At 72.4% G+C, this 26372-nt stretch carries 29 protein-coding genes; 21 read left to right on the forward strand and 8 right to left on the reverse strand.

Going from position 1 to position 26372, the window contains the following annotated elements; genetic code table 11:
- Positions 1-226 precede the first annotated feature (226 nt).
- From ald to ACZ3OF_RS22770, 11 genes are all read left to right on the forward strand, one after another.
- Positions 227-1342: an alanine dehydrogenase gene (gene ald, locus ACZ3OF_RS22720; protein ID WP_352191660.1), complete on the forward strand. Its 1116-nt coding sequence runs from the start codon at positions 227-229 to the stop codon at positions 1340-1342.
- Between the two features lie 399 nt (positions 1343-1741).
- Entirely contained in the window at positions 1742-2785 is a 1044-nt protein-coding gene (locus ACZ3OF_RS22725) for a ParA family protein (RefSeq protein ID WP_229818740.1), read from the forward strand.
- The gene (locus tag ACZ3OF_RS22730) at positions 2782-3273 is read left to right on the forward strand and encodes a hypothetical protein (RefSeq protein WP_361671436.1); all 492 of its coding nucleotides are present in this window, start codon (positions 2782-2784) and stop codon (positions 3271-3273) included. The genes ACZ3OF_RS22725 and ACZ3OF_RS22730 overlap by 4 nt, the downstream gene beginning before the upstream one ends.
- A 46-nt stretch (positions 3274-3319) precedes the next feature.
- A complete protein-coding gene (locus ACZ3OF_RS22735; RefSeq protein ID WP_467306459.1) occupies positions 3320-4621 on the forward strand; it encodes a segregation and condensation protein A in 1302 nt (433 codons plus the stop codon).
- Positions 4618-5226 carry an SMC-Scp complex subunit ScpB gene (gene scpB / locus ACZ3OF_RS22740; protein ID WP_361671364.1) on the forward strand — a complete coding sequence of 203 codons (609 nt, stop codon included), beginning with the start codon at positions 4618-4620 and terminating at the stop codon, positions 5224-5226. The genes ACZ3OF_RS22735 and scpB overlap by 4 nt, the downstream gene beginning before the upstream one ends.
- Positions 5226-6341, forward strand: a complete 1116-nt coding sequence (locus ACZ3OF_RS22745; protein WP_361671361.1) for a pseudouridine synthase — start codon at positions 5226-5228, stop codon at positions 6339-6341. Before scpB ends, ACZ3OF_RS22745 begins: the two co-directional genes overlap by 1 nt.
- Positions 6342-6477: 136 nt before the next feature.
- Positions 6478-7131, forward strand: coding sequence for a nicotinamide riboside transporter PnuC (gene pnuC / locus ACZ3OF_RS22750; protein WP_361671358.1), 654 nt, complete (start codon positions 6478-6480; stop codon positions 7129-7131).
- Positions 7128-8207: an AAA family ATPase gene (locus tag ACZ3OF_RS22755; protein ID WP_467306463.1), complete on the forward strand. Its 1080-nt coding sequence runs from the start codon at positions 7128-7130 to the stop codon at positions 8205-8207. The genes pnuC and ACZ3OF_RS22755 overlap by 4 nt, the downstream gene beginning before the upstream one ends.
- Positions 8204-8953 carry an NUDIX hydrolase gene (locus ACZ3OF_RS22760; protein WP_361671353.1) on the forward strand — a complete coding sequence of 250 codons (750 nt, stop codon included), beginning with the start codon at positions 8204-8206 and terminating at the stop codon, positions 8951-8953. Before ACZ3OF_RS22755 ends, ACZ3OF_RS22760 begins: the two co-directional genes overlap by 4 nt.
- The gene (locus ACZ3OF_RS22765) at positions 8950-9984 is read left to right on the forward strand and encodes an ADP-ribosylglycohydrolase family protein (RefSeq protein ID WP_467306465.1); all 1035 of its coding nucleotides are present in this window, start codon (positions 8950-8952) and stop codon (positions 9982-9984) included. The genes ACZ3OF_RS22760 and ACZ3OF_RS22765 overlap by 4 nt, the downstream gene beginning before the upstream one ends.
- A 23-nt stretch (positions 9985-10007) precedes the next feature.
- Positions 10008-10778 carry a nucleotidyltransferase domain-containing protein gene (locus ACZ3OF_RS22770; RefSeq protein WP_467306467.1) on the forward strand — a complete coding sequence of 257 codons (771 nt, stop codon included), beginning with the start codon at positions 10008-10010 and terminating at the stop codon, positions 10776-10778.
- Here the strand turns inward: ACZ3OF_RS22770 and ACZ3OF_RS22775 are convergent.
- Genes ACZ3OF_RS22775 through ACZ3OF_RS22785 form a run of 3 tightly spaced genes read right to left on the reverse strand, consistent with a single transcriptional unit; the run spans position 10758 to position 12325 of the window.
- Positions 10758-11447: a nucleotidyltransferase domain-containing protein gene (locus ACZ3OF_RS22775; protein ID WP_467306469.1), complete on the reverse strand. Its 690-nt coding sequence runs from the start codon at positions 11445-11447 to the stop codon at positions 10758-10760. The two genes, ACZ3OF_RS22770 and ACZ3OF_RS22775, sit on opposite strands and share 21 nt — an antisense overlap.
- A 10-nt stretch (positions 11448-11457) precedes the next feature.
- A complete protein-coding gene (locus ACZ3OF_RS22780) occupies positions 11458-11943 on the reverse strand; it encodes a Rieske (2Fe-2S) protein (RefSeq protein ID WP_361671434.1) in 486 nt (161 codons plus the stop codon).
- A gap of 46 nt (positions 11944-11989) precedes the next feature.
- Entirely contained in the window at positions 11990-12325 is a 336-nt protein-coding gene (locus ACZ3OF_RS22785) for a DUF952 domain-containing protein (protein WP_467306471.1), read from the reverse strand.
- A gap of 45 nt (positions 12326-12370) precedes the next feature.
- On the opposite strand from ACZ3OF_RS22785, the gene ACZ3OF_RS22790 reads away from it, so the two are divergent.
- The 6 genes from ACZ3OF_RS22790 to der all read left to right on the forward strand — a co-directional run bounded on the left by ACZ3OF_RS22790 (position 12371) and on the right by der (position 17337).
- Positions 12371-12727: a YidB family protein gene (locus ACZ3OF_RS22790; RefSeq protein WP_361671340.1), complete on the forward strand. Its 357-nt coding sequence runs from the start codon at positions 12371-12373 to the stop codon at positions 12725-12727.
- Positions 12728-12856: 129 nt separating this feature from the next.
- Positions 12857-13219, forward strand: coding sequence for a chorismate mutase (gene aroH / locus ACZ3OF_RS22795; protein WP_361671338.1), 363 nt, complete (start codon positions 12857-12859; stop codon positions 13217-13219).
- Positions 13216-14304: a prephenate dehydrogenase gene (locus ACZ3OF_RS22800; RefSeq protein ID WP_361671334.1), complete on the forward strand. Its 1089-nt coding sequence runs from the start codon at positions 13216-13218 to the stop codon at positions 14302-14304. The genes aroH and ACZ3OF_RS22800 overlap by 4 nt, the downstream gene beginning before the upstream one ends.
- Before the next feature lie 186 nt (positions 14305-14490).
- Positions 14491-15177 carry a (d)CMP kinase gene (cmk, locus tag ACZ3OF_RS22805; protein WP_361671331.1) on the forward strand — a complete coding sequence of 229 codons (687 nt, stop codon included), beginning with the start codon at positions 14491-14493 and terminating at the stop codon, positions 15175-15177.
- A 53-nt stretch (positions 15178-15230) separates the two neighbouring features.
- Positions 15231-15818, forward strand: a complete 588-nt coding sequence (locus tag ACZ3OF_RS22810) for a lysophospholipid acyltransferase family protein (protein WP_361671432.1) — start codon at positions 15231-15233, stop codon at positions 15816-15818.
- 70 nt (positions 15819-15888) lie between these two features.
- Positions 15889-17337, forward strand: coding sequence for a ribosome biogenesis GTPase Der (gene der / locus ACZ3OF_RS22815; protein ID WP_361439253.1), 1449 nt, complete (start codon positions 15889-15891; stop codon positions 17335-17337).
- Positions 17338-17418: 81 nt separating this feature from the next.
- Here the strand turns inward: der and ACZ3OF_RS22820 are convergent, their stop codons facing one another.
- The gene (locus tag ACZ3OF_RS22820) at positions 17419-17682 is read right to left on the reverse strand and encodes a hypothetical protein (protein WP_361671329.1); all 264 of its coding nucleotides are present in this window, start codon (positions 17680-17682) and stop codon (positions 17419-17421) included.
- A 182-nt stretch (positions 17683-17864) separates the two neighbouring features.
- The gene (locus tag ACZ3OF_RS22825; RefSeq protein WP_361439249.1) at positions 17865-18647 is read right to left on the reverse strand and encodes a hypothetical protein; all 783 of its coding nucleotides are present in this window, start codon (positions 18645-18647) and stop codon (positions 17865-17867) included.
- A gap of 194 nt (positions 18648-18841) precedes the next feature.
- On the opposite strand from ACZ3OF_RS22825, the gene ACZ3OF_RS22830 reads away from it, so the two are divergent.
- Positions 18842-19411 carry a LysM peptidoglycan-binding domain-containing protein gene (locus tag ACZ3OF_RS22830; protein ID WP_361671326.1) on the forward strand — a complete coding sequence of 190 codons (570 nt, stop codon included), beginning with the start codon at positions 18842-18844 and terminating at the stop codon, positions 19409-19411.
- On the opposite strand, the gene ACZ3OF_RS22835 is transcribed toward ACZ3OF_RS22830, so the two are convergent.
- The 3 genes from ACZ3OF_RS22835 to ACZ3OF_RS22845 are packed head-to-tail and all read right to left on the reverse strand — an operon-like array spanning position 19395 to position 23037.
- Positions 19395-20054, reverse strand: a complete 660-nt coding sequence (locus ACZ3OF_RS22835; RefSeq protein ID WP_361671323.1) for an ATP-binding cassette domain-containing protein — start codon at positions 20052-20054, stop codon at positions 19395-19397. The two genes, ACZ3OF_RS22830 and ACZ3OF_RS22835, sit on opposite strands and share 17 nt — an antisense overlap.
- A complete protein-coding gene (locus tag ACZ3OF_RS22840; RefSeq protein ID WP_467306479.1) occupies positions 20051-22651 on the reverse strand; it encodes an ABC transporter permease subunit in 2601 nt (866 codons plus the stop codon). The genes ACZ3OF_RS22835 and ACZ3OF_RS22840 overlap by 4 nt, the downstream gene beginning before the upstream one ends.
- Entirely contained in the window at positions 22639-23037 is a 399-nt protein-coding gene (locus ACZ3OF_RS22845) for a hypothetical protein (RefSeq protein WP_467306480.1), read from the reverse strand. Before ACZ3OF_RS22845 ends, ACZ3OF_RS22840 begins: the two co-directional genes overlap by 13 nt.
- A 145-nt stretch (positions 23038-23182) precedes the next feature.
- Between ACZ3OF_RS22845 and ACZ3OF_RS22850 the strand changes: the two genes are divergently transcribed.
- The 3 genes from ACZ3OF_RS22850 (at position 23183) to ACZ3OF_RS22860 (ending at position 26339) form a co-directional block, all read left to right on the forward strand.
- Complete coding sequence (locus tag ACZ3OF_RS22850; RefSeq protein WP_361671314.1) at positions 23183-23689, forward strand: MTB12 C-terminal domain-containing protein; 507 nt, start codon at positions 23183-23185, stop codon at positions 23687-23689.
- A complete protein-coding gene (locus ACZ3OF_RS22855) occupies positions 23667-24956 on the forward strand; it encodes an ABC transporter substrate-binding protein (RefSeq protein WP_467306483.1) in 1290 nt (429 codons plus the stop codon). Before ACZ3OF_RS22850 ends, ACZ3OF_RS22855 begins: the two co-directional genes overlap by 23 nt.
- Before the next feature lie 105 nt (positions 24957-25061).
- Positions 25062-26339 (forward strand): glycosyltransferase, encoded by a 1278-nt coding sequence (locus ACZ3OF_RS22860; RefSeq protein ID WP_467306485.1) that lies wholly within the window; start codon positions 25062-25064, stop codon positions 26337-26339.
- Positions 26340-26372: the final 33 nt, after the last annotated feature.

Consider the following 26372-nt stretch of genomic DNA (forward strand, 5'->3'; position numbering starts at 1 on the left):
AGACCTCGGGCGTTCGCTTCGCTCAGCCGGCGCTATCGGCACCGACCTGGACACAGCCTGACCCTCAGCCTCACGGTATTACGGGACAACTCTTAGACACGGGGAACTCCTTCATTAGACTGGGTGGGCCGCGATCGACCGCGGTCTGTCCCGGTGTGCCGTGGTGCATCCGGGTATGTATCGCAGTGCACCCCCGTTTCCCCTGATTCAAGGACCGTGATCGACGATGAAGGTCGGCATCCCCCGCGAGGTCAAGAACAACGAGTTCCGCGTGGCCATCACCCCCGCCGGTGTCCACGAGCTCGTCCGTAACGGCCACCAGGTCTTCGTCGAGCAGAACGCCGGTGTGGGCTCCTCGATCACGGACGAGGAGTACGTCTCCGCCGGCGCGCAGATCCTGCCCACCGCGGACGAGGTCTGGGCCACGGCCGACCTGCTGCTGAAGGTCAAGGAGCCCATCGCGGAGGAGTACCACCGCCTCCGCAAGGACCAGACCCTCTTCACGTACCTGCACCTCGCCGCCTCCCGCGAGTGCACGGACGCGCTGCTGGAGTCCGGCACCACCGCCATCGCCTACGAGACCGTCGAGACCGCGAACCGCGCCCTGCCGCTGCTCGCCCCGATGTCCGAGGTCGCGGGCCGCCTGGCCCCGCAGGTCGGCGCCTACCACCTGATGCGCTCGGTCGGCGGCCGTGGCGTGCTCCCCGGCGGCGTCCCCGGCACCCACGCCGGCGAGTGCGTCGTCATCGGCGGCGGCGTCTCCGGCTGGAACGCCACCCAGATCGCCGTCGGCATGGGCTTCCACGTGACCCTGCTCGACCGTGACATCAACAAGCTCCGCGAGGCCGACAAGATCTTCGGCACCAAGGTGAAGACGATCGTCTCCAACGCCTTCGAGCTGGAGAAGGCCGTCGTCGAGGCCGACCTCGTCATCGGCGCCGTCCTCATCCCGGGCGCCAAGGCCCCGAAGCTGGTCACCAACGAGCTCGTCGCCAAGATGAAGCCCGGAAGTGTCCTTGTCGACATTGCGATCGACCAGGGCGGCTGCTTCGAGGACTCGCACCCGACCACCCACGCCGAGCCGACCTTCCAGGTCCACAACTCGGTCTTCTACTGCGTCGCCAACATGCCGGGCGCGGTCCCGAACACCTCCACCTACGCCCTGACCAACGCCACGCTGCCGTACATCGTGTCGCTGGCGAACAACGGCTGGGTCGAGGCGCTGCGCCGCGACGCCGCGCTCGGTCTGGGCCTCAACACCCATGACGGCAAGGTGGTTTACAAGGAGGTCGCCGAGGCGCACGGCCTCGAGCACGTCGAGCTGGCGAGCCTCCTGGGCTGACCTTCTTGGACGTCGCGTCAACCCGCGCCGTCAACCTCACGCATCCGGCCACTTCCGGGGCGCCGAGCAACTCGCCTCGAACGTAACCCTTTAACCGTTTCGCACACCCCCGAAACGTGCGGATGCATGGCTGCGCACCCTTGACAGAGAGGTGTTCGGTTGCCGACACATCGGGCCGGGTCCGGCGGATTGTGTTGCTGCGGAGCGGTGACACGCCATAGAGTCGCCAACCGTCGGCATGGTGCCACGCTGACCTATCGATAAATGTTCCTGGTCACATCCAAGGAGGTAAGACGACTTGTGAATGAGTCGACATTTACTCCCGGGGGCGGACAGCCAGGAATCCCTGTCGGCTCCGTCGCTGTCCGCACCTTCGCGACCCACGCGACGCATCAGCCCATGACGACAGCCCACACGATGAAGATGATGGACGGCCTACACGTGAACGCCACGGCCGGCAACGAGAGTGGCCGAGAGTCCACCCACTTCGCCGCCTACGACGAGGTGCCCGAGGGGCACTTCTACGACCCCGACGCCGAGTACGAGCCCGACCCGGAGTACGCGGCCACCCTCGCACCCGACGCTGCCCGCCAGCGCCGCGAGCGGATCGGCCCGACCGGACGGCCCCTGCCGTACTTCCCGATCCCGGGTCCGCTGACCGATCACGGACCCGCGAAGATCATCGCGATGTGCAACCAGAAGGGCGGCGTCGGCAAGACCACGTCGACCATCAACCTGGGTGCGGCACTCGCGGAGTACGGACGGCGGGTGCTGCTCGTCGACTTCGACCCGCAGGGAGCCCTGTCGGTCGGTCTCGGTGTGAACCCGATGGAGCTCGACCTCACCGTCTACAACCTGCTCATGGAGCGGGGCATGTCGGCGGACGAGGTGCTGCTCAAGACCGCCGTGCCCAACATGGACCTGCTGCCGAGCAACATCGACCTCTCGGCGGCCGAGGTGCAGTTGGTCAGCGAGGTGGCGCGCGAGTCGACGCTCCAGCGTGCCCTGAAGCCGCTGATGAACGACTACGACTACATCGTGATCGACTGTCAGCCCTCGCTCGGCCTGCTGACCGTGAACGCCCTGACGGCGGCTCACAAGGTCATCGTGCCGCTGGAATGCGAGTTCTTCGCGCTGCGCGGTGTGGCCCTGCTGACCGAGACGATCGAGAAGGTCCAGGAGCGGCTCAACCCGGAGCTGGAGCTCGACGGCATCCTCGCCACGATGTACGACTCCCGTACGGTGCACAGCCGCGAGGTGCTGGCGCGTGTGGTCGAGGCGTTCGACGACCACGTCTACCACACCGTCATCGGCCGTACCGTGCGCTTCCCGGAGACCACGGTCGCCGGTGAACCGATCACGACGTACGCGTCGAACTCGGTGGGTGCCGCCGCCTATCGTCAGCTCGCCAGGGAGGTGCTCGCCCGGTGTCACGCCGAGTGAGTCTGCCCGGCGCCGACGAACTGTTCCGTACGACCGGGGGGATGGCGCTCCAGTCCTCCTCGCCCCGCGGCCGGGTGCCGGCTCCCGCGGGCGAGAGCGACACGGAGGCGGCGGAGGGCTCGGGCTCCGGCTCGGGTTCCGCCGAGCACTCGGCGGCGCAGCCCGCGGAGCAGGCGGAGCCGCGGGCCCGCGCGACGGAGCCCGCGCCCGCACCGGCGTCGGCCGCTGCTCCGGCGCAGGCGCGTCGGCGCGGCCGGTCGCCGAACCGGCGGCCCAGCGGGCGTGAGCGGCACGACGAGAAGATCACGGTCTACGTCTCCGCGGAGGAGCTGATGGACCTGGAGCACGCCCGCCTGGTGCTCCGGGGGGAGCACGGGCTGGCCGTGGACCGGGGCCGGATCGTCCGCGAGGCGGTCGCGGTGGTCCTGGCGGACCTGGAGTCCCGGGGCGACGCGAGCATCCTCGTGCGCCGCCTGCGCGGCCGCTGAGGGTAGCCTGCGGGCTGCCACGCCCCTTGCGCCTCCCTGGACCCCGATGCCGCCACCCCCTGCCGAAACGTCCCGCCCCCCGCGCCGCCGCGCCCTGGGCCGGGGCCCAGGCACGACCCCGGCCCCTGGCCCGGTGCCGGAGGAGCCCACGGAAGCGGCGTCCGCCGACGACGAGCCGAAGCCCCTGGAAACCCCGCCGACCACGCAAGCCCCTTCCCCAGCCGCCCCCGCAGCCTCCGGCCCCGGCGCGCCCGCCGTACCTGGCGCGGCGTCCGCCCGTGGACCGGCCGTGGGTCCCGGTGAGCCGCCCGTACCCGGCATGCCTGCGGACGCGGGCGTCGCCACCGAACCCGACGCGGCCGCCGACTCCGGCGAGGACGGCCTGAGCGAGGTGTCCGGCCGCGGACCGGCCCTGGGTCCCGGCGCGCCCGCCGTACCCGGCATGCCCGCCGACGCGGGCGTCGCCCCCGAGCCTGGCGCGCCTGCCGACGCGGCCGTCGCAGGAATGCCCGCCCGCCCCCGTACCCCCGCCGAGCCCGGCACGGGTGGGGGCGGCGACGACGGGCGGTTCACCGTTCGGTTGGCCAACTTCGAGGGGCCGTTCGATCTGCTCCTCCAGCTCATCTCCAAGCACAAGCTCGACGTCACCGAAGTCGCCCTCTCCAAGGTCACCGACGAGTTCATGGCGCACATCCGTGCCATGGGACCCGACTGGGATCTCGATCAGACCACCGAGTTCCTCGTCGTCGCCGCCACGCTGCTCGACCTCAAGGCCGCCCGGCTGCTGCCCGCCGCCGAGGTGGAGGACGAGGCCGACCTCGCGCTCCTGGAGGCGCGGGACCTGCTCTTCGCGCGGCTCCTGCAGTACCGCGCGTACAAGCAGATCGCCGAGATCTTCAACGAGCGGTGGGAGACCGAGGGCCGCCGGCACCCCCGGACCGTCGGCCTTGAGGCCCACCACGCCGAGCTGCTCCCCGAGGTCGTCATCTCCATCGGCGCCGAGGGCTTCGCCAAGCTCGCCGTGAAGGCCATGCAGCCCAAGGCCAAGCCGCAGGTGTACGTCGACCACATCCACGCCCCCCTCGTCAGCGTCCGCGAACAGGCCGGCATCGTCGTCGCCCTCCTGCGCGAGCGCGGGAGCGTCAGCTTCCGCGAGCTCGCCGACGGCGCCGACGACACCCTCACCGTCGTCGCCCGCTTCCTCGCCCTCCTGGAGCTCTACCGGGAGAAGGCCGTCGCCCTCGACCAGGACGACGCCCTCGGCGAGCTGACCGTCACCTGGACGGGCGGCGACCAGGAGACCCAGGTCACCGACGAGTTCGATCAACCCGTGGAGGAGAAGGCATGAGCGACCTCAAGCCCGCCCTCGAAGCCGTCCTGATGGTCGTCGACGAGCCGGCCACCGAGGCCCATCTCGCCAAGGTCCTGGAACGGACCCCCCGCGAGGTCGCCGACGCCCTGCGCGAGCTCGCCGACGAGTACACCCTCCAGGGCCGCGGCTTCGAGCTGCGCCTCGTCGCCGGCGGCTGGCGCTTCTACTCCCGTCCCGAGCACGCCGCCGCCGTCGAGGCCTTCGTCCTCGACGGGCAGCAGGCCCGCCTCACCCAGGCGGCCCTGGAGACCCTCGCCGTCGTCGCGTACCGCCAGCCCGTCAGCCGCTCCCGCGTCTCCGCGGTCCGCGGAGTGAACTGCGACGGCGTCATGCGCACCCTCCTCCAGCGCGGTCTCGTGGAGGAGGCGGGCGCGGAACCCGAAACAGGTGCGATCCTGTACAGGACGACGAACTACTTCCTGGAGCGGATGGGCCTGCGCGGCCTGGACGAGCTCCCGGAGCTCGCGCCCTTCCTCCCCGAGGCGGACGCGATCGAGGCGGAGACGCTGGAAGGGGTCCCGTCGTTCGATCCGGACCTTCCGGATCGCGAAGACGCAGACGACAAGACGACGGACATTTGATGCGAAGCAGCAGCGGCAGGAACAGCGGAAACAACGGCGGGAGCCGTGGTGGCAACAGCGGTGGCCGCGGCAATTACCGGGGCGCCGGCAACAGCCGTGACGACCGGCAGGGCGGCGGCAGCGGCAGTGGCCGCCCCCGCAACCCGCGCCCCGAGGAGCGCAAGTACGACGTGGGCGGCTCCGGCGGCCCCTCGGACGGTCCCAAGCGGGGCCGCGGCGCCGCGGCCCGTGGTGGCGCCAAGGGCGGACCGAAGCAGTCGCCGCAGCGTGGCGGCGGCCGTACGGCCCCGGCGCGCTCGCGCGAGTACGACGCCCGTACCGAGGAGCGCAACCGGGAGCGGTACGCGAACAAGCCGGAGGTCAAGACCCCCAAGACCTTCCCCGGCGCCGAGCAGGAGGGCGAGCGGCTGCAGAAGGTGCTCGCCCGCGCCGGCATGGGCTCGCGCCGTGCGTGCGAGGAGCTGATCGAGCAGGCCAGGGTCGAGGTCAACGGCGAGATCGTGCTCGAGCAGGGCATGCGCGTGGACCCGGAGAAGGACGAGATCAAGGTCGACGGCCTGACCGTCGCGACCCAGTCGTACCTCTTCTTCGCGCTGAACAAGCCGGCCGGTGTCGTCTCCACGATGGAGGACCCCGACGGCCGCCAGTGCCTCGGCGACTACGTCACCAACCGCGAGACCCGGCTCTTCCACGTGGGCCGGCTCGACACGGAGACCGAGGGCATCATCCTCCTCACCAACCACGGTGAACTGGCCCACCGCCTCACGCACCCGAAGTACGGCGTGAAGAAGACCTACCTGGCCGCCATCACCGGCCCGCTGCCCCGCGAGGTCGGCAAGATGCTCAAGGAGGGCATCCAGCTGGAGGACGGCTACGCCCGCGCCGACCACTTCCGGGTCGTCGAGCAGACCGGCAAGAACTACCTCGTCGAGGTCACGCTGCACGAGGGCCGCAAGCACATCGTGCGCCGCATGCTCGCCGAGGCCGGCTTCCCGGTCGACAAGCTCGTCCGCACCGCCTTCGGTCCGATCGGTCTCGGCGACCAGAAGTCCGGCTGGCTGCGCCGTCTGACCAACACCGAGGTCGGCATGCTGATGAAGGAAGTCGGCATGTAGTCCGGCCCCACCCGCTCCACACGACGAAGCCCGTGACCGCCCGCCCGGCGGTCACGGGCTTCGTCGTGTGCGCGTCCGTACTTGTGGATCAGACTCCCCGCCCTTTATAGTCAACGTGACTCTTAAGGAGGCGGGCGTGAGCCTCGCAGACGTACTCGAACCTTTGCAGCGACCCCTCTTCACCCTTCTGGACACCCCGGTCAGCTGGACCGAGGTCCTCGGCTTCGGCAGCGGTGCGCTCTGTGTCTGGCTGGTCGCCCGCCAGCACCTCGCCAACTGGCCCGTCGGCATCGCCAACAACGTCTTCTTCATCCTGCTGTTCACGCAGGCGGGGCTGTACGCCGACGCGGGCCTCCAGATCGTCTTCATCGCCCTCGCCGTGTACGGCTGGTGGACCTGGACCCACGGGGGTGGACCAGGTTCCGACACCCTCCCGGTGCGCCGCACCACGCGCACCGAGTGGACATGGCTGCTCACGGCGGGGGCGGTGGGGACCCTCGCACTCACCCTGCTGCTCGACCGCGCCACCGACTCGACCGTCCCCTTCTGGGACGCCGTGACGACCGCGCTCTCGCTCATGGCGACCTACGGGCAGTGCCGGAAGCGGCTGGAGTCCTGGTGGCTCTGGATCGCCGCCGACGTCGTGTACATCCCCCTGTACGCGTACAAGGAGCTGTACCTCACCTCCCTGCTTTACGTCGGCTTCCTGACGCTCTGCGTCCTCGGCCTGCGCAACTGGAACCGCGACCTCACCGCACGGCGCGCGCTCCCCGTGGAGGCGACGGCATGAAGGACTACGGACACGGCCTGGTCCTCGGCAAGTTCTATCCGCCGCACGCCGGCCACCACCATCTCGTGCGCACCGCCCGCGACCGCTGCGAGCGCCTCACCGTGCTCGTCTGCGCCTCCTCCGTGGAGAGCCTGACCCTGGAGGACCGCGTCGCCTGGATGCGGGAGATCCACCCCGACGTCCTGGTCGTGGGTGCCGTCGACGACATTCCCGTCGACCTCCAGGATCCCGATGTGTGGGCGGCCCACATGGCCGTCTTCCGGGCCGCGGTGCCCGAACCGGTCGACGCCGTCTTCACCTCGGAGTCGTACGGCGAGGAGCTCGCCCGCCGCTTCGGTGCCGCATCGGTCTGCGTCGACCCGGACCGTACGCTCTTCCCCGTCTCCGGAACCGCCGTCCGCAAGGACCCCGCCGGCTGCTGGGACCACCTGGAACCGCCCGTGCGCGCCGCGCTCACCCGGCGCGTGGTCGTCCTCGGCGCCGAGTCCACCGGCACCACCACCATGGCCCGCGCCCTGACCGACCACTACCGGTCCAGGGGCGGAGTCTGGGCCCGCACCCGCTGCGTACCGGAGTACGGCCGTGAGTTCAGCGAACTCAAGCTCGCCGAGCTCCGTGCCCTGCGCCCCGACGCCACCTGGGAGGACGTCACCTTCCACTCCGAGGACTTCCCGCTCATCGCCCTGCGCCAGGCCGAGCTGGAGGAGGCGGCCGCGCGGACCGGCTCGCCGGTGCTCTTCTGCGACACCGACGCCTTCGCCACCACCATCTGGCACGAGCGGTACATGGGCTCCACCAGCCCCGCGGTCGGCGAGATCGCCGCACGCGGCCGGCAGCACCTGTGGCTGCTGACCGACCACGAGGGCGTGGCGTTCGAGGACGACGGGCTGCGGGACGGGGAGCACCTGCGACCCTGGATGACGGCCCGCTTCCACACCCAGCTCGCCCACACGGGCCGCCGTACGGCCGCGCTCACCGGGCCGCACGAGGAGCGGCTCGCGGCGGCGATCACCGCCGTGGACGCCCTGCTCGCCGAGGGCTGGGACCTCGCCGATCCCCTTCCGGAGCGCCGATGACCCCGCCCCAGGCCCCCGAGGGCTACGACCCGCACGCCTTCGAGCCGTTCGCCGTCACCGTCGACCTCGCCGTCTTCACCCTCCGCGAGGACCGGCTCCACGTCCTGCTCGTCGAGCGCGGCCAGGAGCCGTACGCCGGGGCATGGGCGCTGCCCGGCGGCTTCGTCCAGCCCCGCGAGTCGGCCGAGGCCGCGGCGCGCCGCGAACTGGCCGAGGAGACCGGCCTGTCCGTGGACACCGTCGCCGGACTCCACCTCGAACAACTGCGGACGTACAGCGAGCCGGACCGCGACCCGAGGATGCGTGTCGTCTCGGTCGCCTTCGCCGCACTTGTCCCCGACGCACCCGAACCGCGCGGCGGCGGCGACGCGGCGCGGGCACGGTGGAGACCGTACGGGACGGGACGCACGGACGGAGCCCTCGCCTTCGACCACGACCGGATCCTCGCCGACGCCCACGAACGGGTCGGCGCCAAGCTCGAGTACACCTGCCTCGCCACCGCCTTCTGCCCGCCGGAGTTCACCATCGGCGAGCTGCGGCAGGTGTACGAGACGGTCTGGGGCGTCGAACTCGACCGCCCCAACTTCCGGCGCAAGGTCCTCGCCACGCCCGGCTTCGTCCAGGCCGTGGAAGGACCACCGCGCCTCACCGGCGGACGGGGGAAACCGGCCGCTCTCTACCGGGCGGGTGAGGCCACGGCCCTGCACCCGCCGCTCCTGCGACCGGAAGGACGATCCACCTCATGACGATCCACCGCACGACGATCACCAAGCAGGCCGCCACCGGCTCCCTGATCGGGCTGGCGCTCGGTGACGCGCTGGGCTACCCGACCGAGTTCGACGACGTGCCGTCGATCCTGACGAAGTTCGGCCCCTGGCGGCAGATGGAGCTGCCGGTGAGCGGCGGGACGGCGTACATCACGGACGACACCCAGATGACGCTCGCCCTCGCGCGGGGCATCCGCGGATGCCAGGCGCGGGGGGTCGTCGGCCCGGAGCGGTTCGCCGCGCTCGTCCGCACGGAGTTCGTCGCCTGGTACCACTCCCCGGAGAACAACAGAGCGCCGGGCAACACCTGTCTGAGCGCCTGCGACCTCCTCGACAGCGACCGTGTGTGGCAGGACGCCAGCCAGGTCCACTCCAAGGGCTGTGGCGCCAACATGCGGGTCGCGCCCATCGGTCTCGTACCCGGCCTGAGCGAGGAGCAGCGGTCCGGCGCCGCCCAGCTCCAGTCGGCGCTCACCCACGGCCACCCCACCGCCCTCGCCGCCTCCGACCTGACGGCCCGTGCGGTGCACCTGCTGACCCAGGGCGTCGACCCGACCGGACTCGTCGGCCACCTGCGCTCGTACGCGTACGAGAACCGCTCCGTGTACCGCGAGAGCTGGCTGGGCGACCTGTGGACCCGCTCCCAGGACCCCTCCGCCCGGCACTTCATCGAGCGCGGCTGGGACGAGTGCCTGGCGGTCCTGGAGAAGCTGGACGCCGTGCAGCGTACGGCCGACCCCGAGCTCGACCCCTGCACGTACACGGGCGACGGCTGGATCGCCGAGGAGGCCCTGGCCACCGGCCTCCTCTGCTTCCTGCTCTTCCCCGAGGACCCCGTCACGGCCCTCCGCCGCGCCGCCTGCACCCGTGGCGACTCGGACTCGATCGCCTGCCTGGCGGGCGCCTTCGTGGGGGCCCACCTCGGCGCGGGCGCGTGGCCGAAGGAGTGGGAGGAGCGGATCGAGCACCGCAGCGAACTCCTGACCCTGGGCGCCCTCTGGGACGCGTGAGCGCGCCCTGGGAAGCTGGGGCCATGACCGTCACTCTCGTACCCGAAGCCGACCTCTCCGCCGTCGTCGCCGAGCAGCCCGACCCCCTGGTCTTCGCCACCGTCTCGGGAGCCCATCTGTACGGGTTCCCCTCCCGGGACTCGGACGTGGACCTGCGCGGCGCCCATCTCCTGCCGGCGGAGAGCCTGATCGGGCTGCGTGAGCCCGAGGAGACGCACAGCCGCATGTGGGACCGGGACGGCGTCGAGATGGACCTCGTCACGCACGACGTGCGGAAGTTCGTCCGGTTGATGCTGCGCCGCAACGGTTACGTGCTGGAGCAGCTGCTCTCCCCGTTGGTCGTCCACACCTCCGACCCCCACGCCGAGCTGGTCTCCCTGGCGCCGCGTGTGCTCACCAGCCACCACGCGCACCACTACCGTGGGTTCGCCGGGACACAGTGGCGGCTGTTCGAGAAGACGGAGGAGCTGAAGCCCCTGCTCTACACCGTCCGGGCGCTGCTCACCGGCATCCATCTGATGCGCTCGGGCGAGGTGCAGGCCCATCTGCCCACGCTCCTCGGAGAGGTCGCCGAGGCGCCCGCGTACGTGGGGGAGCTGATCGAGGCGAAGGCGGCGGCCGAGCACGGGCCGGCGGAGGTCGATCCGGTGCGCGTCCGGGACGACGTGGAGGCGCTGCACGGCGTCCTGGACGCCGCGCAGGCGGCGACGGCGCTCGGCAAGGAGGCCCCGGGGGCGCTGGACGCCCTGCACGACTTCGTCGTGCGCCTCCGGCTACAGGGCGCGCAGGGCTGACGCGCGGCGGGCGCGGGTCAGGAAGTCCTCCACGCGCGCGTGGTCCGGAGCGGCAGGGAGCGGGGAGCGGTCGGCCGCCGCGTCCGCCTCGTCGCTGAGGCGGGTCATCCAGGACTCGACCTCCGTCCACGGCACCTCCCCGCGCTTGACCGCCAGCAGACGGTCGCGGTCGGTGCCGACGTGGATGGTCAGTTCACCGGTGCGCAGCAGGTCGCGGCAGCTCATCAGGAGCCGCAGCAGATGCATCGCGTGCTTCCAGCGCGGGTGACCGTACTGCCGGACGTCCGCGTCGAGCTTCCTGCGCTGCCCGCCCGCGTACCGGACGAAGGTCTGGTGCGCCTGACGGGAGAGGAACGCCTCGCGCAGCGCGACCAGTTCGCGGCCGGTCTCGTCGATCTGCTCGACGACGGGGGAGTGCAGACACTCCAGGACGTTCGGGTTCGCGCGCAGCGCCAGCTCGCAGAACCGTTCCAGCTCCCAGCTGAACTGCTCCTCCGCGGGCCCCTCCACGTGCACCGGCGGCTTGTCGAAGCGCCAGAAGAGCGGGGTCGGGGCGAGGAAGACGCCCCGGCGATCGGTGTCACTGTCCTCGGTCTCCAGACCGAAGGCGCGCGACCCCATGACGCAGGAGTAGATCGTGTGGTCGCGCACCAGGTCTGCCGGAGTCATGCGGGTCAGGCTACGCGAGGCTGATGGAGTCCCCCGACACCGTGATCTCCTCGGCCGGGAGCGGGCGCGTGGCCGGTCCGTTGACCACCGAGCCGTCCGTGATACGGAACTTGGAGCCGTGGCACGCGCAGTCGATCGTGCCGTTCTCGACCTTGGCCACGATGCAGCCCTGGTGGGTGCAGATCGCCGAGAACGCCTTGAAGTCGTCTGCCGTCGGCTGGGTGACGACGACCTTCTCCTCCTTGAAGATCGTGCCACCACCGACCGGGACGTCGGACTTCTGGGTGAGCGCGTCCGCGGCCGACCCCGTCGGCTCGGGAACGGGGGGCTCCGCCGCCGAAGTCGTCGGCTCGGCGGTATCCGTGTCCGGGGCTGTCGGGCTGGCGGTCGTACCGCCGTCCGAGTCACCGTCGGAGCCGCAGCCGGTGGCCAGGGCGGCGACCGAGCCCGCACCGGCCATGAGCACGGTGCGGCGGGGCGTGGTGTCAGGGGTCATGCCGTACAGCTTGGTCACGTGGCTCGCCTCCCGGTCCGCAACACGCCTAGATCCAGGGCGTCAGCTCCCTCGCACGGCCGTCGGAGTCACGGCGGACCTCCCAGACCGCCGTGACGGCCGCCCGTTCGATCGCCCCGTAGACGTGCGGGAAGAGCACGTCCTCCGAGCCCTCCCAGCGCACCTCGGAGCTCAGCCTGGTCTCGTCGATGACCAGGACGAGGAGCGGACCGGGCACACCCAGGTAGTGGGCGTCCGCGACGGTCAGGGCCGCCGTCTCGTCCGGCGAGCAGTGGACGAAGCCCTCGGAGGTCAGCGAGGGCGGGGCGTAGGGGCGATCGGGATCGGCGGACCATTCGTCCAGCGGTACGACGTGCAGCAGCATGCCGACAGTTGTATCGCGCCCCGCCCGCACCCCTCACTACCCCGAGTGGCGGCATGGTCCGGTCTGGGTGACATTGGCCGTGTTCCTCACGGTACGAAAGGCAGGACGATGGCAGGAAACGATCTCGGCGGCCTGATGGACATGCTCACCGAGGCCGGACTCGCCGACCAGGCCCAGTCCTGGATCGGCACGGGCCGGAACCAGCCCGTCAGCGGTGATCAGATCGCCCAGGCCCTGCCGGACGACACCCTGAAGAAGGTCGCTGCCGACGCCGGTGTCAGCCCCGACGAGGCCGCCCAGCAGATCGCCCAGGTCCTGCCGCGGGCCGTGGACAAGCTGACCCCCGCCGGACAGATGCCCACGGAATCCCTGGAGGACATCATCCGCCGACAGCGGTTGTGACGGTCCGATCCACCCGGCGGCGGCCCCCTTCGTCTCGGAGGGCGGTCGCCGCGGCGGTGTGTCCACGGGGCTGACTAGGCTGATCGGAGCACTCTCGCAGGGATTCGCAGGTCAGGTAAGGAGCACGACGTGGCGGTACGAGCGGTCCGAGGCGCCGTCCAGCTGGAACGGGACGATGCCGGACACATGAGTGAGCGGGTCGAGGAGCTGCTCACCACCGTCCTGGAGCGCAACGGGCTCGAGCCCGACGACCTGATCAGCGTCTGGTTCACCGCCACGCCCGATCTGCACAGCGACTTCCCGGCCGCGGCCGCACGCCGGATCGGCATCGTCGACGTACCGCTGATCTGCGCGCAGGAACTGGACATCGAGGGTGCCATGCCGAGGGTCGTACGCCTCCTCGCCCACGTCGAGTCGGAGCTGCCCAAGTCCGCGATCGCGCATGTGTACCTCGGTGCCGCGGCCGCCCTGCGCAAGGACATCGCCCAGTGAGAACCGCGCTCGTCATCGGAACCGGCCTGATCGGCACCTCGGCCGCGCTCGCGCTCGCCGGGCGCGGCATCGCCGTCCACCTCCGCGACCACGACCCGGCACGCGCGCGTACGGCGGCGGCGCTCGGCGCCGGCACGGACGAGGCGCCCGAGGGCCCCGTCGACCTCGCGATCATCGCCGTACCCCCGGCGCACGTGGCCACCACGCTGGCCGCGGCGATGCGGGAGAGGGCCGCGCGCGGCTACCTGGACGTGGCGAGCGTCAAGGGCGGCCCGAAGCGGGAGCTGGAGGAGCTGGGTCTCGACCTCACCGCGTACATCGGGACGCACCCGATGTCCGGCAAGGAGCGCTCCGGCCCGCTGGCGGGCAGCGCGGACCTCTTCGAGGGGCGGCCCTGGGTCCTCACGCCGACCCGCGACACCGACACCGAGGTCCTGAACCTGGCCCTGGAGCTGGTCGCGCTCTGCCGCGCCGTCCCGGTCGTCATGGACGCGGACGCCCACGACCGCGCGGTCGCGCTCGTCTCGCACACTCCGCAGCTCGTCTCCTCGATGGTCGCCGCGCGCCTGGAGGAGGCGGACGAGACCGCGGTACGGCTGTGTGGGCAGGGCATCCGTGACGTCACCCGGATCGCGGCGTCCGACCCGCGCATGTGGGTCGACATCCTGTCGGCGAACCCCGGTCCGGTCGCGGACGTCCTCTCCGGGGTCGCGGCGGACCTGGACGAGACCGTCCGGGCGCTCCGCTCCCTCCAGTCCACGGACGAGGAGAAGCGCCGCGAGGGCACGAGCGGTGTCGAGGACGTCCTTCGCCGCGGCAACGCCGGGCGCGCACGGGTCCCGGGCAAGCACGGTGCCGCGCCGGCGCAGTACGAGACCGTCGCCGTCCTCATCAGCGACCAGCCCGGCGAGCTGGCCCGCATCTTCGCGGACGCCGGCCGGGCGGGCGTCAACATCGAGGACGTCCGCATCGAGCACGCGACGGGCCAGCAGGCCGGCCTCGTCCAGCTGATGGTCGAGCCCGCGGCCGCCCCGACGCTCGGCGCGGCACTGAGGGAACGGGGCTGGGCGCTCAGGACGGGCTGACGACGGGGCGAGGCGGCCGTGCCCCGCGGGCCGGCCCCCGGTCCTGCCCCGCGGGCGGGCACGCGGCCACTCCCCGGGCCCGGCCGCGAGGCGTCCGCGACCGCTCGGCCGAATGGGTTCCCGGGACTCGGTAACCTTGTGTAGGCCGCGCACGTCCGCGAGGCCGCACCCGCTCACCCCAGGAAGGTGTTCCCCACCGTGGAAACCGTGATCGTCGCCATCGACGGGCCCTCCGGCACGGGCAAGTCGAGCACCTCGAAGGCGGTTGCCGCCAAGCTGGGGCTGAGCTACCTGGACACCGGTGCGCAGTACCGGGCGATCACCTGGTGGATGATCAGCAACGGCGTCGACATCGACGACGCCGAGGCCGTCGCCAACGCCGCCGCCAAGCCCTTCATCGTCTCCGGCACCGACCCGGCCCGGCCGACGATCACCGTCGACGGCGCCGACGCCGCCGGGCCGATCCGTACCGAAGAGGTCACCTCCAAGGTCAGCGCCGTCAGCGCCGTCCCCGAGGTACGGGCCCGGATCACCGAGCTGCAGCGGTCCATCGCCAAGGAGGCCAAGGGCGGCATCGTCGTCGAGGGCCGCGACATCGGCACCACGGTCCTCCCGGACGCCGACCTCAAGATCTTCCTCACCGCGTCCCCCGAGGCCCGTGCCGCCCGCCGCTCCGGCGAGCTCAAGGGCGTCGACGTGGCCGCCACCCAGCAGGCCCTGATCAAGCGGGACGCGGCCGACTCCAGCCGCAAGACCTCTCCGCTCGCCAAGGCGGACGACGCGGTCGAGGTCGACACGACCGAGCTCACGCTGGACCAGGTCATCGAGTGCGTCGTGACGCTCGTGGAGGAGAAGAGGGCGGCCGCGCAGTGACACAGCCCTCTCCCAAGGGCGCCGCGGTCGGGCGTGGCATCGGCATCGGGCTGATGTACGGCCTGTGGAAGCCGCGCGTCCTCGGCGCCTGGCGGGTGCCGGCCGCCGGACCCGTCATCTTCGCCGTCAACCACGCGCACAACATCGACGGCCCCATGCTCATGGGCACGGCCCCCCGCCCGGTGCACTTCCTGATCAAGAAGGAAGCGTTCGTCGGGCCCCTGGGACCGTTCCTCGAAGGCATCGGGCAGGTCAAGGTCGACCGGGACAGCACCGACCGTACGGCGATAGGCAACGCCCTCGCCGTCCTGGAGCAGGGCGGCGTCCTCGGGATCTTCCCCGAGGGCACCCGAGGCGAGGGCGACTTCGCCTCCCTGCGCGCCGGGCTCGCCTACTTCGCCCTGCGCAGCGGGGCGCCCATCGTTCCGGTGGCCGTCCTGGGAAGTTCCGAGCGCCGCGGACGGTTGGTCAAGGCACTGCCTCCGCTGCGCAGCCGCGTCGACATCGTCTTCGGTGAGGCCTTCGAGGCCGGCGACGGCAGCGGCCGACGCACCCGCAAGGCGCTGGACGACGCCACCGTACGTATTCAGGAGCGGCTGACCGCCCACCTGAAGAACGCCAGGCGCCTCACCGGGCGCTGAGCGAGACTCTGAGTAGTGGGCCCCGGGGCTCGGGGACCCACCGACCACGAATGATCAAGGAACGGACTTCATGAACGACCAGCACGACCACGGGGCACTTGGCGACGCCGAGTACGCGGAGTTCATGGAGCTCGCCGCGGAAGAGGGCTTCGACATCGAGGAGGTCGAAGGCGCGATCGAGGAGGCAGGGCACGGCCCGCTCCCCGTTCTCGCCGTCGTCGGCCGCCCCAATGTCGGCAAGTCGACCCTGGTGAACCGGATCATCGGCCGCCGTGAGGCCGTCGTCGAGGACAAGCCCGGCGTCACCCGCGACCGCGTGACCTACGAGGCCGAGTGGGCCGGCCGCCGCTTCAAGGTCGTCGACACCGGCGGCTGGGAGCAGGACGTCCTCGGCATCGACGCCTCCGTCGCCGCCCAGGCCGAGTACGCCATCGAGGCCGCCGACGCCTGTGTCTTCGTCGTGGACGCCACCGTCGGCGCCACCGACACCGACGAGGCCGTCGTCAAGCTGCTGCGCCGCGCCGGCAAGCCCGTCGTCCTGTGCGCCAACAAGGTCGACGGCCCCTCCGGCGAAGCCGACGCCACCGCCCTGTGGTCCCTGGGCCTCGGCGAGCCGTACCCGGTCTCCTCGCTGCACGGCCGCGGTACGGGCGACATGCTCGACGCCGTCCTGGAGGCCCTGCCCGAGGCCCCCGCGCAGACCTTCGGCAACGCCGTCGGCGGCCCCCGCCGTATCGCGCTCATCGGCCGCCCGAACGTCGGCAAGTCCTCGCTCCTGAACAAGGTCGCCAACGAGGACCGCGTGGTCGTCAACGAGCTGGCGGGCACCACCCGCGACCCGGTCGACGAGCTGATCGAGCTCGGCGGCAAGACCTGGAAGTTCGTGGACACCGCCGGTATCCGCAAGAAGGTCCATCTCCAGGAGGGCGCGGACTACTACGCCTCCCTGCGCACCGCCGCCGCGGTCGAGAAGGCCGAGGTCGCCGTCGTCCTGATCGACACCACCGACAACATCTCGGTCCAGGACCAGCGCATCATCACGATGGCGGTCGAGTCGGGCCGCGCGCTCGTCATCGCCTACAACAAGTGGGACGAGCTCGACGAGGAGCGGCGCTACTACCTGGAGCGCGAGATCGAGACCGAGATGCAGCAGGTCGCCTGGGCGCCCCGGGTCAACGTCTCCGCCAAGACCGGCCGGCACATGGACAAGCTCGTCCCGGCCATCGAGACCGCGCTCGCCGGCTGGGAGACCCGTGTCCCCACCGGCCGGCTGAACGCCTTCCTCGGCGAGCTGGTCGCCGCCCACCCGCACCCGATCCGCGGCGGCAAGCAGCCCCGCATCCTCTTCGGTACGCAGGCGGGCACCAAGCCGCCCCGGTTCGTGCTCTTCGCCTCCGGCTTCCTGGAGGCGGGCTACCGCCGCTTCGTCGAGCGCCGCCTGCGCGAGGAGTTCGGCTTCGAGGGCACGCCGATCCACATCTCGGTGCGGGTCCGCGAGAAGCGCGGCCGCAAGAAGTAGTCGGGTCGGCGGTACGACAACGGCTGAGGGCCGGGGCGATGTGCCCCGGCCCTCAGCCGTTCGTATGTGCCCTCCAGGTGCCTACAGGCCCCTGCGTGGTCCCGGCGGGAGGGCCGCCGGAACGTGGTGGTGCGCCGACCACGCCACCGGATGCGCGGTGTGCCGGTGTCCGTGGCTCCCGTAGAGCCCGCTGCTCACCGGCGTACCGAAGGCCCGGAAGCCGAGATCCTCCTCGCCGCTGCGGTCACCCGGCAGCGTGCGGAAGGACCGGCGGTACTCCGAGTACAGAGCGTCGTAGATCGGCGTGGCCGACTGGCCTGCCGTGACGTCCTGCGCCGGGCGCATGGACGGGATCTGACTCGGATGGGGCTGGCGGGGTGGTGGGTCGTAAGTGTGCACGTATCTGCCAACGACCCCGCCCTCCGTCGGATGCGGGCGGCTCTCCGAAAGAGAGGGCCGCCGGGGCCTGGGCACGGTCGGACCCGCCGGAACGAACGGCGGTCCTATGCCCGTGCGCCCGTGCTCCGTCACGTGCCGGCCAGCGGCATCGCGGCAGCGACCAGACGGCCGTTGGCGGCGGCCTTCTCCAGGGCGTCCCGCAGCAGGTCCTCACGCGGCTGCTGGCCGATCGACCCGACGGGGGCGGCGAAGACCAGGACCGTGTGCGACTTGTTGGCGGCCGCACGCCAGCCCTCGGTGACCTGGAGCGGCTGGTGCGCCTGCCACCAGGCGGCCTGGCCGGTGCCGCCCGTGCCCGGCTGGAGCACGGAGTGCAGCTGGCCCATGGCGACGAGCACGGACCAGCCGGGGAGGGTGCCCGGCTTCTGGTTCACGTCGGCGATCGGCTGGAAGCCCTGCTCGATCAGGAGCGGCAGGAACTCGTCGCTCAGGCCGTCCGTGCCCGGGCGGGCGACCGGCGCGGTCGGTTCGACGACCAGGGCCGGGTGCAGTTCGCCCTCGATCAGGACGAGGCCGCTGGTGACGCCCAGGACCGCCTGCTCGGGGTGGGCGGCGCTCAGCTCGTCCGCCGCGTCGGTGGCCGCGATGGAGCGGACGGCGCCCTGGAGCTGTTCCTCGGCGACCTTGACCACCTGGGACGGGATGCAGCTGGCGTGGGCGAACGCCAGGACGGCGGTCTCCTCGCCGACGAACAGCACCGTGCTCGTGCGCTCCTGCTCGGAGTCGCCCGGCGTGCGGCAGGAGGTGCAGTCGTAGCTGCCCGGAGCGTTGTCGCCGGCGAGCAGCCGGTCGGCTTCTTCGTCGCCGATCTCGGCGCGTACGTCCTCGCTGACGTCGAGCATGCGCGGCACGGGGGACTCCCTGGACTCGGTGCGTGCGACGCCGGGCGGATCCCGGCTCGCCTCATGCCGAGTTCAACGGGGAAGGCTCGGCCGGGGTCACGCGTCCGGGTGCGGCAACTTGTGTGACTCCGACCGGGTGGGTGATGCGCGTCCTCCCGCGCGGCACGGGTCCGGTGGGCCCGTCCACTGCCTAGCCTGCCGCGATGTCGAAGATCAGATTGTGGGCGGCCGGTGTGTCCGCCGCGGCGCTGATGGCCCTCGTCCCCGCGCCGGCCCAGGCACAGGCCTCGCACCTGTCCGCCGCCCGCGCCCACACCCCCGGCCAGGTCCCCGCGTACGCCTGCGCCAAGGACCAGTGGCCGTGGGGCTGCGTCGCCGAGTGTGAGAGCGGCGGCCGCTGGCACATCAACACCGGCAACGGCTACTACGGCGGCCTCCAGTTCTGGCAGCCGACCTGGGAGGAGCACGGGGGCCTGCGCTACGCGAAACGGGCCGACCTGGCGACCCGGCAGCAGCAGATCACCGTCGCCGAGCAGGTCCTGCGCACCCAGGGGTGGGCGGCCTGGCCGGTCTGCTCCAAGCGGTACGGGCTGAGCGGGCGGGCGCACGTGGTCCAGCCGGGCGACACCCTCAGCTCGATCGCCCGGCGGTTCAAGATCGCGGGCGGCTGGCAGGCGCTGTACAAGGCGAACCGGAGCCTCGTCGGGGCCGACCCGAACCGGCTCCTCGTCGGGACGATGCTGCGGATCGCCCCGCTCACCGCCCTGCGGTGAACTCGCCGGCTTCCCCGCTGAAGGCGAGGGAGCCACGGCGCAGTTCGTGCAGCAGCGTGCCGGGCGGCAGCCCGGGCGGGGGCCGCTGCTCGGCGAGCACGACGGCGGCGCCGCCCGGCCGGGCGAGGGCGGCGAGCAGCTGGTACGTGCGCGTGGACACCGCGGGCGACATGCCGAGGGACGGCTCGTCGACCAGGACCACGCGGGCGGGGGTCGCCAGGGCCCGGGAGAGCGCGAGCATCCGGCGCTCGCCCCCGGAGAGGGTGCCGGCGGGGCGCGCGAGCAGGTGGAGGAGCTCGGGATACGCCGCGAGCGCCTTCTCCCGGTCACCCGGAGCCAGGTCCAGGTTCTCGGCGACGGTGAGCGTCGCGTACACCGCCCGCAGATCCGGTACGAAGCACAGTCCGCGCCGCGCACGGGCGTGGGCGTGGAGGCGGGTCACGTCGGCGCCGCTCCACATGACCCGGCCGGAGGTCAGGGGCACGGTGCCGGCGAGGGCGCGCAGGGCGGTCGTACGGCCGGAGCCGTTGCGGCCCACGAGGACGGTGACGGTCGCGGTCGGGACGGGCAGGTCGAGCCCGTGCAGGGCCTCCAGGGGGCCGTAGCGGACGCGGGCGGCGCGCAGGGCGATCTCGACGCTCATGACACGATCCGGCCTCCCTCCATGGTGTGCACGGTGTCGGCGATGCCGGCGACGAGGTCCGGGTCGTGCTCGACGAGGAGGACGGTCAGGCCGTCGGCGGCGAGGGCGGCGAGGATCCGGGCGAGCGCGGCGGTCTCCTCTGCGTCCAGACCGGCGGAGGGCTCGTCCAGGAGCAGGGTGTGCGGGCCGCCGGCCAGGGTGCGGGCCAGTTCGACCCTGCGGAGGGTGCCGGTGGGGAGGTCGGCCGCGGGGTGGTGGCGGACGGAGCCGGAGAGGCCGAGGAGGCGGAGGGCCTGTTCGGTGCGGGCGGGGGACCGGTGATGGCCCTGCTCGGCACCGAGGCGGACGTTGTCCTCGACGGTGAGCGACGGGAAGACCGCGAGCTGCTGGAAGGAACGGGCGACGCCTAGCCGGGTGCGGGCGTGGGCGGGGCGGGCGGTGATGTCGGCGCCGTCGAGGGTGACGCGGCCACCGGTCGGGCGGAGGGTGCCGGCGAGGCAGTCGAAGAGGGTGCTCTTGCCGGCCCCGTTGGGGCCGACGAGGGCGGTGACGTGGCCGGGGGTGAGGGCGAGGGTGACATCGGTGAGGGCGGTGAGGCCGCCGGGGTAGGTGAGGGTGAGGCGGTGAGCGGCGAGGCGGGCGGGCCTCGCGGGGGCGGGTGGGGGTGCGGTGCGGTGGGCCGGGGCCGGACGGTGGGGGTGCGCCCGGCCTTCGGCCGGGCCGGGACTCCCACCCTCCCCCGGAGCTCCGCCGCTTCGCTCGCCCGAGCGAGCAGGGGATGCGGCTGCGGGTCGACGCATGGGTGGTGGTTCGCCGTCGGCGGCCGCGGGTGTCCGTCCTCGGGTCGGGAGCCAGGACGTCAGCGGGGGCACCCGGCCCACCAGGGCCGCCAGGACGCCCACCGCCGCCGCTGCCACGCCGCCCCTCGTGCCCGCGTCCAGGCCCACCAGGAGGGCCGCGGCCGCCAGGGGGGAGAGGAGGCTGTCGGCGCCCAGGACGACGATCGCGGCGAACCAGAGCAGGCCGCGGACCGGGTCGTACGCCTCCGGGTCGAACGCGCGCAGGCCCATGCCCAGGAGCCCGCCGCCCAGCGCCGCCAGAGCGGCGCCCAGGACGAAGGCCAGGATCTTGAGCAGGCCCACCCGCACCCCGGACGCCTCCGCGCCCCCCTCGTGGTCGCGCAGCGCGGCGAGCGCGCGGCCCGTGCGGCCCCGGCGCAGGGCCGCGACGAGGACGAGGCAGCCGGCCAGGACCACGAGCTCCAGGGCGTAGTAGCGGCGGTCGTCGGCGAAGCCCGCCGGGCGCCCCAGCTCCAGGCCGGCCGTCGCGTACGGCTGCGCGAAGACGAACCGGCTCACCGCCACCCCGACGGCGAGCGTCACGAGCGCAAGGGCCAGGCCGTGCCGCCGGATCGCCGGCCACCCCGTCAGCAGACCCAGCGGGGCCACGAACAGCACGGCCAGCGCGAGCGCGAGCAGCTCCGGCAGACCGCCCGCCGCGAGCAGCGCGGTGAAGAGCGCTCCCAGGCCCGCGTACGCCGCCTGCCCGAGCGCGATCTGCCCGCCCCGACCCGTCACCACCACCAGCGAGAGGAGCGCGATCGCGAGCGCGGGTACCTGGACCGCCGTGTGGAGATCCGTACCCGCGAAGCCCAGGGGGAGCAGGAAGAGCACGCCGACCGTGAACCACACACCCGTCGGCGTGCGGGGAGCGACGGCCGGCGGCGGCAGTGTGTCCTGGCCGCGCCCGCCGACACCCGGCAGGACCAGCGCGGCCACGAGGAGCGCCAGCACGAAGAGGTTCGCCCCCACCGCCTGGACCAGCGGCCCCGCCCAGCCCTCCGGGTGAAGGCGGGTCAGCTGCGCCTGCGCCACACCCAGCGCGAGAGCCGTCACGATCGCGACCGGCAGGCTCCGCATCCGGGCCACCACCGCGACCGCGATCACCTCGACGACGAGGAGGGGCATCCCGTACGGGTCGAGCCGTACGTACGGGGCGAGCAGCACCCCCGTCAGGCCCGCCGTGAAAGCGCCGAACGCCCACCCCACCGCCGACACCCGGTCCGCGTCGATGCCGCCCAGCATCGCGAGCGGCCGGTTGTCCACCACGGCCCGCAGCTCCCGCCCGAACCGGGTCCAGCGCGTCACCGCCCCCACCGCCACGGCCAGCAGGACCACCGCCGCGAGCTGCACCCACGGGTCGTCACCGAGCAGCACCGGCGCGTCCGCCCGTGCCCCGGTGCCCCACACCAGCGCCGCCCCGCCCACCAGCAGCACGAAGACACCGATGGAAGCCACCAGCGTCTGCGCCGGGTTGGAGCCGAGGAGCGCCAGCGGCCGGAACACCGCCCGGTCGAGGACCAGACCGATCCCGGGCGCGACCACGAGGAGCGTCACCAGCGCGCCCAGGGGGAGCGGCCAGCCCCACTCGACCACCAGTTGCCGCAGGACGTACGCGCAGACCATGGCGATCGCCCCCTGCGCCAGGTTGAGCACGCCGGTCGCGCGGTACGTGACGATCAGTCCGATGCCGGTGAGCGCGGCGGCGCTGCCGACCGCGAGCCCGGCGAGCGTGAGGTCGTACGTCAGCGAGGCCACGGCTCACACACCGGACACGGGTCGAGCTCCGCGTCCCCGGCCGGTTCGGCGTCCGCACGGCCCGCCACGAGCGGACAGTCGGGCCGGTGCGCGAGCGTCCCGCCCGGCACCCGGACCGGTGGCGCGTCCGACGAGGGAGGGGCCGTGTCCTGCGCGGCCTCGGCGGGCGGGGCGGTCCTGCGCACCGGAACCCGGCCCGCCGCCCCGACCAGCACCGCCCCGGCCACGATCAGCGCAGCCCCCGGCACCGTGCACGAGGCGAGGAAGGGCAGCTGCCGCTCGGCGAAACGCTCGCCGGAGATCCCGTACCACCCCAGGACGCAGAGCACCGCGCCTCCGGCGGCCGCCGCGAGGCCGGCCCACAGCAGTACCCGGGATGTCGGCACGGGACCTCCTCGCCTCTGCCCCCGAATTCTCCTGGCCGTCGAGCGACTCGCCCTTGATGTCACCTTCCTTGCACTATGCCCGGAATCGGCTCACCCTGGAATCATCAGGGCGCCCGGCCCCGACGGACACCCGGTGGTGAGCCAGATGGTTCTCAAGCGACGCGGTGGACGCCCGCGCTCTCGTATCGCGGCCCTGGCGGCCGCCTCCGTCCTCGTGCTCGGACCGGCCCTCGTGGCCTGCGGTGACGACGGCGGTGACGCGGACTCGGCCCCCACCGAGTCGGCCGCGGCCGAACCGGCGGACCCGGCCGCCGCGCGGGCGGAGATCACCAAGAACTGGACCGCCTTCTTCGACCCCGACACCCCGGTGGCCGAGCGCGCGGAGCTGCTGGAGAACGGCGAGCAGATGCGGCCGGCCCTGGAGGCGCTCCTGGGCAACGAGGCCGCCGCCGCGGCCACGGCGAAGGTCAAGACGATCGAGTTCACCTCGCCGAACGACGCGAACGTCACCTACGACCTGCTGGTCGCCGGATCCCCGGCCGTGGCCGACTCCAAGGGCACGTCCGTCTTCCAGGAGGACACCTGGAAGGTGTCCACGAAGACCCTCTGCGGCCTGGCGCAGCTGAGCGGTGCGACCGTTCCGGGTTGCTGAGACAGCAGGGACGCTGCTCCTCGCCGGGCTGCTCGCCCTGACCGCCGCGTGCGGCAGCCGGCTCCCGGAGCGCGCCTTCGAGACGCGGCCCACCGCCACTGTCCCCTCCGGCGGTGAGCCGCTCCGGATCGGCATCATCACCAGCGCCACGAGCCCGGTCGGCGGCGACGCGTTCTCCGGCCCGCGCGACGGCGCCCGCGCCTGGTTCGACGCCCTCAACGCCCGCGGGGGGATCAACGGGCGCCGGGTCGAGGTCGTCACCTGCGACGACGGGGGCAGCGGTGTGGGCAACAACGAGTGTGTGCACCGGCTGATCGACGAACGGAAGGTGTTCGCGCTCGTCGCCACCACGGCGCTCGACTACGCGGGAGCCCCGCTCGTCGCGAAGGCCGGCGTCCCCGACATCGGGGGCCAGCCGCTCACCCCGGCGTACGAGACCTATCCGCATCTGTACGGGATCTACGGCAGCCTCGCCCCGCGGACCGGCACATCGCCCGGCTGGGACGGGGTCCTGTACGGCGGGACCGAGGTCTACCGCTGGTTCAAGCGCGAGCGCGGCGCCCGTACCGCCGCCGTCGTCGCCTACAACCAGGCCGCGTCGACCGCGTACGCCCGGCTGATCTCCGACGGGCTGCGGGCCGAGGGGTACCGGGTGGTCGAGGAGCAGGTCGACTTCGCCCTGCCCAACTTCCGCGCCGTCGCGGCCGATCTGCGGGCCCAGGGCGCCGACCTCGTCTTCGACGCCATGGACACCCATGGCAACGTCCGGCTCTGCGAGGCGATGGAGGCGCTGGGCGTCAAGGTCACCGCCAAGGTGACCAACGTGCAGAACTGGTCCTCGACCGTGCCGCGCGACTACGCCGAGTCGCCCGGCTGCCGGGCGACTCTCTTCGTCACCGGCTCCAGCCGCAACTACGAGGACACCGGGCACGCGGCGGTACGGGAGTTCCGGAAGGCGATGGGCGACCGGCCGCTCTCCCAGTGGCAGTTGGAGGGATGGGCGGCCGCCATGTGGTTCACGGACGCGGCGCTCTCCTGCGGGGACCGGCTCACCCGCGCCTGCGTCGAGGAGTTCATGAACCGGCCGGAGCCGTACACCGCCCGTGGCCTGCTGCTGCCCGTCCGGTTCGAGAAGCTCGCCGAGCCGCCGAAGACCCGTGACACCTGTCTCTCCGTGGCCCGTTGGCAGGACGGGAAGGGCTGGGTCTCCCAGGGCGACATGAACACGGACTGCGCCACCGTTCCCCAACTCGGCTACCGACCGTGAGTCTGGTGCGGCGGGGGCAGTACAGTCGCCACTGACCGACCATCACCAAGTGACCGACCGACCGATGAACCGACCGACCATGTGACCGGGGGAACCGGCAGTCCGATGCGTATCTCGTTCCTGCTCCACAACGCCTACCACATCGGCGGAACCATCCGGACGACGTTCACCCTGGCCGAGGCCCTCGCCGAGCGGCACGAGGTGGAGATCGTCTCCGTCTTCCGGCACCGGAACGAGCCGATCCTGAGCATCCCCGCCGGGGTGACCCTGCGTCACCTCGTGGACCTCCGCAAGGACAGCCCCGCCTACGACGGCGAACACCCCGACATCGCGCGGCCCGCCCGGGTCTTTCCGCGGGGCGACGGCCGGTGGAAGCAGTACAGCGCGCTCACCGACGCCCGGATCGGCGCGCATCTCGCGTCCGTCGAGGCCGACGTGGTCGTCTCGACCCGCCCCGGCCTCAACGTCCACCTCGCGCGGCAGACCCGGCGCGGCCCGGTCCTCGTCGGCCAGGAGCACCTGATCCTGGACGGTCACACCTACCGGCTGCGCCGCGAGATCGCCCACCGGTACGGGGTCCTCGACGCCGTCACCACGGTCACCGAGGCCGACGCCCGCTCGTACCGCACCCGGCTGCGGCTGCCCGGCGTACGGATCGACGCGGTGCCCAACAGCGTGCCCGCGCCGAGCGTCCCGCCCGCCGACCCGGCCTCGAAGATCGTCGTCGCGGCCGGGCGGCTGACCCCGGTCAAGCGGTACGACGTGCTGGTCGCCGCCTTCGCCGAGGTGGCCGCTGCCCACCCGGAGTGGAAGCTGCGGATCTACGGCACGGGCGACCACTTCGGCAATGTGAAGCAGGCGCTGGCCCGCCAGGTCGAGAAGCTCGGCCTCGGCGAGAACGTCTTCCTCATGGGCACGGCCAACCCGATGGAGCCGGAGTGGGCCAAGGGCTCGATCGCCGCGGTCACCTCGCGGCGCGAGTCCTTCGGCATGACCATCGTCGAGGCGATGCGGTGCGGTCTGCCCGTCGTCTCCACCGACTGCCCCTACGGCCCCCGCGAGATCATCGAGGACGGTGTCGACGGCCGTCTCGTGCCCGTCGACGACGTCTCCGCCGTGGCCGGGGCCCTGCTCGAACTCGTCGAGGACGACGAACTGCGCGCCAGGACCGCCAAGGCCGCGCTCACCGCCTCCGAGCGCTTCGACCCGGTCCGGATCGCGGCCCGCCACGAGGAGATCTGGGCCGAGCTCGTCGCCCGGGGCGCGAGCGGCCGCACGCACGGCGCTTTCCGGGAAACCCGCCACCGCGTGGTCGGCACCGTGGTCGACGCCGGGTACGAGCTCAAGCGCCGGGTCGGAGTCCTCGTACGCCGCTTCCGATGAACCGTCGAGGACAGTGACTGTCCTCGACGGCTG

This window comes from Streptomyces sp. NPDC022552, from assembly GCF_055561875.1.